Annotated in this window: 8 protein-coding genes; 5 read left to right on the top strand and 3 right to left on the bottom strand. The window is 70.4% G+C overall.

Translation table 11 applies throughout. The features are described 5' to 3' along the window. Nucleotides 1–291: isochorismatase family protein (locus G6027_RS13965; RefSeq protein WP_182637696.1), on the bottom strand; the 291-nt coding region annotated here is incomplete at its 3' end. A gap of 126 nt (nucleotides 292–417) precedes the next feature. Here G6027_RS13965 and G6027_RS13960 point away from each other — a divergent pair. The 4 genes from G6027_RS13960 (at nucleotide 418) to G6027_RS13945 (ending at nucleotide 4,205) form a co-directional block, all read left to right on the top strand. After that, the gene (locus G6027_RS13960) at nucleotides 418–1,401 is read left to right on the top strand and encodes a helix-turn-helix domain-containing protein (protein ID WP_182637695.1); all 984 of its coding nucleotides are present in this window, start codon (nucleotides 418–420) and stop codon (nucleotides 1,399–1,401) included. Nucleotides 1,402–1,462: 61 nt separating this feature from the next. Beyond that, complete coding sequence (locus G6027_RS13955; protein WP_182637694.1) at nucleotides 1,463–2,200, top strand: superoxide dismutase family protein; 738 nt, start codon at nucleotides 1,463–1,465, stop codon at nucleotides 2,198–2,200. 136 nt (nucleotides 2,201–2,336) lie between these two features. Next, a complete protein-coding gene (locus tag G6027_RS13950) occupies nucleotides 2,337–3,413 on the top strand; it encodes a diacylglycerol kinase (RefSeq protein WP_182637693.1) in 1,077 nt (358 codons plus the stop codon). Nucleotides 3,414–3,464: 51 nt separating this feature from the next. Next, on the top strand, nucleotides 3,465–4,205 hold the full coding sequence (locus tag G6027_RS13945; protein WP_182637692.1) for a glucose 1-dehydrogenase: 741 nt from the start codon (nucleotides 3,465–3,467) through the stop codon (nucleotides 4,203–4,205). 39 nt (nucleotides 4,206–4,244) lie between these two features. On the opposite strand, the gene G6027_RS13940 is transcribed toward G6027_RS13945, so the two are convergent. Both G6027_RS13940 and G6027_RS13935 read right to left on the bottom strand, forming a co-directional pair. Next, nucleotides 4,245–4,820: a peroxidase-related enzyme gene (locus tag G6027_RS13940; RefSeq protein WP_182637691.1), complete on the bottom strand. Its 576-nt coding sequence runs from the start codon at nucleotides 4,818–4,820 to the stop codon at nucleotides 4,245–4,247. A 141-nt stretch (nucleotides 4,821–4,961) separates the two neighbouring features. After that, the gene (locus G6027_RS13935) at nucleotides 4,962–5,414 is read right to left on the bottom strand and encodes a PPOX class F420-dependent oxidoreductase (RefSeq protein WP_346995743.1); all 453 of its coding nucleotides are present in this window, start codon (nucleotides 5,412–5,414) and stop codon (nucleotides 4,962–4,964) included. Nucleotides 5,415–5,546: 132 nt separating this feature from the next. Between G6027_RS13935 and G6027_RS13930 the strand changes: the two genes are divergently transcribed. Further along, nucleotides 5,547–6,956 (top strand): MBL fold metallo-hydrolase, encoded by a 1,410-nt coding sequence (locus G6027_RS13930; protein WP_182637690.1) that lies wholly within the window; start codon nucleotides 5,547–5,549, stop codon nucleotides 6,954–6,956. The last annotated feature ends 123 nt before the right edge of the window (nucleotides 6,957–7,079 follow it).

Here is a 7,079-nt window from a genome sequence, read left to right as displayed (position 1 = left end):
GTCGAAGATGCTGGCGTAGTTCTTGCTGAACCGGGCCGGGTCGGCGGGGAGTGCCGCCTCCAGCTCCGGGTGGAGTTCCCACCCGGCGCTGCCGCCCGCGAAGACCGGCGCGCCGTCGGGGAGCTCGTGCTGGACCACCGCGACGGGGACGCCCGCCTCGCCCGCGACCTCGACCGCGCGCAGGATCCGGGCGAGCGAGACGTCGCGGGGCGGGTACTGGATCTCGAGCGGGCCGGTGAAGTACTCGTTCTGGATGTCGACCAGGACGAGGGCGCGGCGGGAGTCGGTCATGGTGAACCTCCGAGGGGTCGTGACGGGCGGCGCGAGCGGGTGCCGACGCCGGACACCAGTCTCGGTCGACGGGGCAGGCTACCGTGAGTGGCATATGCGCATACTTTCGATGAATCCGGGCCAGGCGTGAAGATCGCCGTCCACGTGTTCGACGGGATCACGATGTTCCACCTCGCGGCCCCTCTGCTCGTCTTCGGTGAGGTCACCAGGCTCGATCTCGCGAGCGGGTGGGAGGTGCGTACCTGGAGTGCGGACGGGGGCGGGATCCGGACCGCGGAGGGGGTGTACCTCGACGATCTCAGCGGGCCCGGAATCGCCGCGGAGGCCGATCTCGTCGTGTTCCCGTCGTGGCCCGTCGATCTGCGCGAACCGGATCCGGGACTGCTCGACGTGATCCGCGCCGCGCGACGCCGCGGCTCCGCGGTCGCGGGACTGTGCCTCGGGGCGTTTCCCGTGGTGGCGGCCGGCGTGCTCGACAGCCGAACTGCGGTCACCCACTGGGGGGTGGCGGCCGAACTCGCCCGCCGGTACCCCGGCGTGGAGGTGCGGTCGGCGGACCTCTACATCGATCACGGTGACGTGCTCACCTCCGCCGGGACGGCGTCGTCGCTGGACGCCTGCCTCCACCTGGTGCGGATGCGGTTGGGCTCGGCCGCGGCCGCCGTACTCGCGCGACACATCGTGGTGGCACCGCACCGGGACGGGGATCAGGCGCAGTACATCCAGCAGCCGATTCCGGACCGCGGTGGAGACGACCGGGTGGGACAGGCCATCGAGTGGGCTCTGGAGCACTTGGACCACCGGCTCTCCGTGGACGACCTGGCAGACAGAGCCTGCATGAGCCGTCGGAACTTCATCCGGTCGTTCCAGAAGGTCACGGGGACGACCCCGGCCCGCTGGGTACTGTCCCGCCGCCTGGACCGCGCGCGGGTGCTCCTCGAGCGGACCTCGGACCCGATCGGTGAGATCGCGCAGAACTGCGGTTTCGGTAGTGCGGTGACCTTTCGTCAGAACTTCCTCCGGGCCTACTCCACCACCCCCACGTCCTATCGGAACCGCTTCGCGGACTCCGGCTCGGATCGGGCGGAGGCACGGTTGCATCCGCGTTGAGCCTGGGTACGGTGACGGCCACGACGCCGACATTCACGACGCCGACAAGGAGGTCCACCGGATGACCACGCAGAACCGACCTGGACAGACCGTTACCGACCAGGCTGTGCCAGCACAGACCGTGCCCACCTTCCGCCGGGCCCGCAGGGGCAGTGCGTTCGTCGCCCTGACCGCAGCCGCCCTGCTTGCCGCCTCGTGCGGGACCGGGGAGGAGTCTCCCGCAGCCGAGGGGACCACCACCCCGCAGGACACCGCGACCACCGCCGACGCGGGGACCGGCGGCGAGGAGCAGGACGACCAGGCCTTCGCCACCGCCGAGCTGACGGACCCGGAGGGCGGACCGCTCGGCACGGTGGAGTTCGTCGAGGCCGAGGGCGGCACCCTGGTCACCGTCGAGGCCACCGGGCTGGAGCCCGGCTTCCACGGGCTGCACATCCACACGACCGGACTGTGTGAGCCGGACAGCGCCAATCCCAACGATCCCGAGGAGCGGGGGGCGTTCCTCTCGGCCGGCGGACACCTGGCCGGGCCGGACGGCGAGGCCGGCCATCCCGAGCACGCGGGAGACCTGCCGCCGCTGTACGTCGGCGGCGACGGGACCGCACGCATCACCACCCTGACCGACCGGCTGGACCGGGAGCTCCTGCTGGACGACGACGGCTCGGCCGTGATGATCCACGAGGACCCGGACAACCTGGCCCACATCCCGGAGCGCTATGCACCGGAGGGGCCTGACGAGGACACGCTGATGGCCGGCGACGGAGGTAGCAGGATCGCCTGCGGGGTCGTGGTCGGCTGACGACCCGTCGACATGTGACCGGACACCTGTCCGGTCACATGTCTGATACGCCCCCGGCCAGGCGGTGCGCTCTGGTAGCGTCCGCCGCGGACAGGCGCGCACCCTCGACGTGCCGCCTCAGGTCGGGAGGGGACACATGGCCATCCGGGTCGCACAGATCGCCACGGGAAACGCCGGGGCGATCGCCCTGCGCCAGCTCATCGAGGACCCGCGATTCGACCTCGTCGGCGTCTGGGTGCACTCCGTGGAGAAGGCGGGCAAGGACGCGGGTGAGCTCGCCGGTCTCGAGGTGGCCACGGGCGTCACCGCCACCACGAGCGCGGCCGACATCATCGCCGCGGCGCCTGACTGCGTGGTCTACTGCGCGATGAGCGACACCCGGCCGGTGGAGGCCGCGCGCGACATCCGCGAGTACCTCGCCGCCGGGATCAACGTGGCCGGCACCGCACCCACCCCGCTCATCAACCCCGCCGCCGGCATCCCCGACAGCGCGCGCGCCAAGCTCGAGGCCGCGGCACTGGAGGGCGGGGCCACCCTCTTCGTCACCGGCGTGGACCCGGGATTCACCAACGACCTCCTGCCGCTCGCGATCACCGGCACCTGCCGCGAGGTGCGCCAGGTCCGCTGCACCGAGTTCTCCGACTACGCCACCTACGACTCCACCGAGTCGATGGTCGACGTCATGGGTTTCGGCACCCCGCTCGACCAGACCCCGCTGCTCTTCCTGCCCGGGGTGTTGACGGCGGGGTGGGGTGCGTCGATCCACCTGCTCGCCGCCGGGTTGGGCGTGGAGGTCGACGAGATCACCGAACACGTCGAGCGCGAACCCGCGCCGGAGACCTACGAGGTCGCGGCCTGCACCATCGCCGAGGGCACCCAGGCGGGGTTCCGCTTCCAGATCACCGGCATGGTGGCGGGCGAGCCCGTCATCGTGGTCGAACACGTCACCCGCACCCGGGACGATCTGCGGCCGGACTGGCCGTACGCGGTCCAGGAGGGCCACTCGTACCGCGTCGAGGTGATCGGCGAGCCGTCGTACGTCCTCGACCTGGCCGCGCAGAGCGCGGACGGTGACCACAACTACTCGGCGATCCTCGCCGGGGTCGGCAGGGTGGTCAACGCCGTTCCCGCCGTGGTGGCCGCCGCTCCGGGGTTGACCACGACGCTGGATCTGCCGCTCACCGGCGCGCCGGGCATCGTCGGCACGCGCTGACGCGTCGATCGGCGTCGTCACCACAGCTGTACACGAGTAGAGGGAGTCGTCATGGGTCGGGTCGAGGGCAAGGTCGCCATCATCACGGGCGCCGCACGAGGGATGGGCGAGGGCGACGCGCGCCGACTCGTAGAGGAGGGCGCCAGGGTCGTGCTCACCGACGTGTTGGACGAGCAGGGTGAGGCCGTGGCGGCCGAGTTGGGGGAGAACGCCCGCTACCGCCACCTCGACGTGTCCGCTCCGGAGCAGTGGAAGGCCGTGGTCGAGGAGACGGTCGCCGACTGGGGCGGGGTCGACGTGCTGGTCAACAACGCGGGGATCGCCAACGGTGCCGAGCTGCACAGGTTCCGGCATGACAAGTGGCAGCAGATCCTGGACGTGAACCTCACGGGCACGTTCTACGGATGTCAGGCCGTCACCGAGACGATGATCGCCGCCGGCCGCGGCTCGATCATCAACGTGTCCTCGATCGAGGGGATGCGCGGCACCCCGTGGGCGCACGGGTACGTGGCCGCCAAGTGGGCGGTCCGGGGGCTCACCAAGTCGGTCGCGCTCGAACTCGCCCCGCACGGCATCCGCTGCAACTCACTGCACCCGGGCCTCGTCCGCACCCCCATCACCGAGGGGATCCCCGACGACATGATTCCGATCCCCCTCGGTCGCCTGGGCACCGTGGAGGACGTGGCCAACTTCGTGCTGTTCCTGGCCTCGGACGAGTCGTCCTACGCCACCGCCACCGAGTTCGTGGTGGACGGCGGAACGATCAACGGAATCCCGCACAAGCAGCTGTAGAACCCCTCGATTTCGAGGGGCTACCTTGCCCGCGGCACCCTATGTCGTCCGCGGCAGTCGGCCCATCGTGTAGAACTCCGGGTTCGGCCGCATGTCGGTGGCGTTGGCCACCCGGTTGCTCAGCCCGAACAGGCCGGTGATCGTCGCGATGTCCCACGCGTCCTCGTCGTCCAGACCGTGTTCGCGCAGGGCGGCGAAGTCGGCGTCGACGAGCTCGTCGGACCGCAGGTTGACCTTGGTGGCGAAGTCGCAGATCGCGCGCTCCCGTGCGGTGAGCTCTGCCTTGTGATGGCTCACGGCCAGCTGGTCGGAGATGTACGGGTCCTTTTTGACGATCCGCAGGATCGCCCCGTGAGCCACCACGCAGAACTGGCAGTTGTTCTGCGCGGAGATGGTCACGATGATCATCTCCTTGTCCGCCTTCGACATGTTCGACCCCTCGCGGTCCATCACCGCGTCGTGGTAGGCGAAGAACGCCCGCCACTCTGCCGGGCGGCGCCCGAACATCAGGAACACCTCGGGGACGAACCCGGCCTTCTCCTGCTCCGCCAGGATCCGCTCCCGCAGGTCGTCGGGGAGATCGGTGAGTTCGGCGAGGGGGTAACGGTCGGACATGTGCGGCTCCGGGGGCGTGGGGCGCCCAGGTGGGGCGCCGGACTGAGGGACAGAGGGGATGGGGACTGGGTAGCAGAGGGGCTCAGGGATAGGGGTACTGGCGGTGTGCCCAGAGGTTATGCCGCGGCGGGCCTCGCCGGATCAGGATCGCGCCGCGGACCCCCACGTGTGTACGCGCTCGATCTCCACCCAGGCGTCGACACGGGCGCGATCGCGGACCGGGTACGGCTGGTCCGTGTAGTGCCGGGACAGCGAGTCGATGCCGGACAGGTCCGGGTCCTCGGCGATCTCGGTGATCCGGCCCTGGATGCTCACGTGCGAGTACCAGTCGTCGGCGTCCAGCACGGACAGAGCCACCCGCGGGTCGCGCCGCAGGTGCTGGAGTCGGACACGGCCGGCGTCGAGGTTGAGGTGGATGCGGTCCCCGACCAGCCTGTACCAGGTGGGCACGGTCACCGGGGAGCCGTCCCTGCGCAGCGTCGCCATGACGCACGGGTTCGGCTGCGCGAGCAGGTCGCGCAGGTCGTCGGTCAGCGCGGAGGCGTGCGGGGGTGATGCGGGCTGGTGTGATGCGGACTGGTGTGATTCGGACACGGCGCGGGTCCTCTCGTCGGTGGCGGGTGCTCCCGTCAAGTGTGCGCGCCGTCGCCGTCGAGAGGTGGCGCTATACCCCCGAGGGTTTTACGGTGGGGGTGTACCTGTTCCCAACGGAAACGGACACACACCATGCTCTTCGAACGCATCTATGACTACGACCTGGCCCACGCCAGCTACTTCATCGGCTGCCAGAGCAGCAGCGAGGCGATCGTCGTGGACCCCAGCCGTGACCTCCGGCCCTACTTCGAGATGGCCGACCAGCACGGCATGACCATCGTCAAGGTCACCGAGACCCACATCCACGCCGACTACCTGTCCGGCACCCGCGAACTGGCCGCCGCGACCGGCGCCACCACGTACCTCTCCGACGAGGGCGGCGAGGACTGGCGCTACGGCATCGAAGGCGAGCGGCTCCGCGACGGCGACACCATCGAGCTCGGCAACGTCCGTCTCAAGGCCGTGCACACCCCCGGCCACACGCCCGAGCACCTGATGTTCCTCATCACCGACGGCGCGTTCGCCGACGAGCCCGGCTACGCGCTGACCGGCGACTTCGTGTTCTGCGGCGACCTGGGCCGTCCGGACCTGCTCGACGAGACCGCCGGCGGCAGCGATTCCGACGGGGAGGAGACGCGCTTCGAGAGCGCCAAGCAGCTGTTCGCCAGCCTGCGCGAGCGCTTCCTCACCCTGCCGGACCACGTCCAGGTGTTCCCGGCCCACGGCGCGGGCTCGGCCTGCGGCAAGTCCCTGGGCGCGCTGCCGTCCAGCTCGGTGGGATACGAGCGGAAGTTCGCCTGGTGGCCGAAGTATGTGGAGAACGACGACGAGGAGGGCTTCGTCAACGAACTCCTCGACGGCCAGCCTGACGCGCCGGCCTACTTCGGGCGGATGAAGCGACTCAACAGGGACGGCCCCTCTGTGCTCGGCGATCCGTTGCCGGAACTGACCGAGCTGCCCACGGAGGAGGTGGCCTCCGGCATCGAGTCCGGTGAGCTCGTCGTCGTCGACCCCCGCCCCGCCGACGACGTCCACGACGGCACCGTCGAGCGCTCCATCAACCTCCCCGCCGGCCAGGCGGGCACCTACGCCGGCTGGGCGATCGACCCGGAGTCCGACACCCGCGGCCTCGTCTTCCTCGTCGAGGACGGGGAGGCGGCCGACGAGCTGCGGCGGCACGTCATCCGCGTCGGCGTGGACACCACGCGCGGGTACGTCACCTCCACCGAGGGACTGCCCACGTTCCGCCCCGAGACCGTGGACCCCAAGGACCTGGAGTCCCACCAGCACGCGATAGTCCTCGACGTCCGCGCCACATCCGAGTACGACGAGGGCCACGTCCCCGGCGCCACCCAGCTGCACGGCGGCCAGGTGATGTGGGCACGCGACGAACTCCCCGACTCGGGGAAGATCGTCACCTACTGCCAGTCGGGCACCCGCAGCTCGGTCGTCGCAAGCTCACTGCGAAGCGTCGGCTACGACGTCACCGAGCTCAAGGGCAGCTACTCCGCCTGGGAGGACGCCGGATTGCCCACCGAGTGACGGGCCGGCCGTGGGGCCGCAGTCGGCCGCGGCCCCACGGCCTCGCCCGCGGGCAGGAACCGGCCCGCCGCGAACCCGGAGCCGAAGCCCTCGGCGAACTCCCCGCCCTCCCACACCACGTGG

The organism is Dietzia sp. SLG310A2-38A2, assembly GCF_014145095.1.
In the GTDB taxonomy this organism is placed as follows: Bacteria; Actinomycetota; Actinomycetes; order Mycobacteriales; family Mycobacteriaceae; genus Dietzia.
Note: the sequence above shows the minus strand (reverse complement) of the source record. Positions and strands in the feature narration are given on the sequence as shown.

Excerpts from the sequence above, each read along its gene's own strand:
- G6027_RS13945 (WP_182637692.1), top strand. The coding sequence starts at position 3,465 with ATGGGTCGGGTCGAGGGCAAGGTCGCCATCATCACGGGCGCCGCACGA.
- G6027_RS13950 (WP_182637693.1), top strand. The coding sequence starts at position 2,337 with ATGGCCATCCGGGTCGCACAGATCGCCACGGGAAACGCCGGGGCGATC.
- G6027_RS13955 (WP_182637694.1), top strand. The coding sequence starts at position 1,463 with ATGACCACGCAGAACCGACCTGGACAGACCGTTACCGACCAGGCTGTG.
- G6027_RS13940 (WP_182637691.1), bottom strand. The coding sequence starts at position 4,820 with ATGTCCGACCGTTACCCCCTCGCCGAACTCACCGATCTCCCCGACGAC.
- G6027_RS13930 (WP_182637690.1), top strand. The coding sequence starts at position 5,547 with ATGCTCTTCGAACGCATCTATGACTACGACCTGGCCCACGCCAGCTAC.